1 protein-coding gene is annotated in these 624 nt (G+C 27.9%); it reads right to left on the bottom strand.

Annotated features, from left to right (window positions below; genetic code table 11):
• Positions 1 to 479: radical SAM protein (locus K4H96_RS04510; protein ID WP_227956374.1), on the bottom strand; the 479-nt coding region annotated here is incomplete at its 3' end.
• Between the last annotated feature and the right edge of the window lie 145 nt (positions 480 to 624).

The raw sequence follows: 624 nt of genomic DNA, 5'->3' as shown, positions 1-624 counted from the left end.
TCATCAATATTTCCTTTATGTAACACAGTATTTATACATACATTTACATCTAATTTTTCTAGTAAGGACAAAATATCTAGTTGCTCTTCAAGAAAATTTTTCCTTCCTCTTCTAAATAATTGAATAATTTCATTAGAAGAGCCATCCAGAGGTATACCAACATAATTTACTTTCGAAAGAAAAGTAAAATCTATAATTTGTTTAATATCTTTCTGCCTATCATAAGTGCTACAAGACTTTAAAAGTGGAGTTCCTACAGTGTCTATATTAATTTTCATTTGCTTATTGTAACAAAATTCAATTAATTCTGGTATATCCTGTCTAGTTAATGGATCTCCTCCAGCAAAAGTAACTTTTGTTAAACCATTTTCTATTGCTGAGCCTAAAAATTTTACTATTTTAAAATTTGTAATTTCTTCAGAGCTTTTAGGAAATRTATGATAGCATCCCGGACACTTGACAAAACACTTATTTGCAATACATAATATTAACTTTTTTTTCTATCAAAATAGTAACCTTAATTTCTATATATAAACCGCATGGTGTAGATAGTCCAACTGGGGCAATTAAAATTTATCCTAATTCACCGATTTCTACTAAGGAAGAGATAAGTTCTATTTTAGA

Origin of the sequence: Streptococcus sanguinis (genome assembly GCF_020729765.1) — a bacterium.
Lineage (GTDB): Bacteria > Bacillota > Bacilli > Lactobacillales > Streptococcaceae > Streptococcus > Streptococcus sanguinis_Q.
This window is presented reverse-complemented; position numbering and strand designations above follow the sequence as displayed.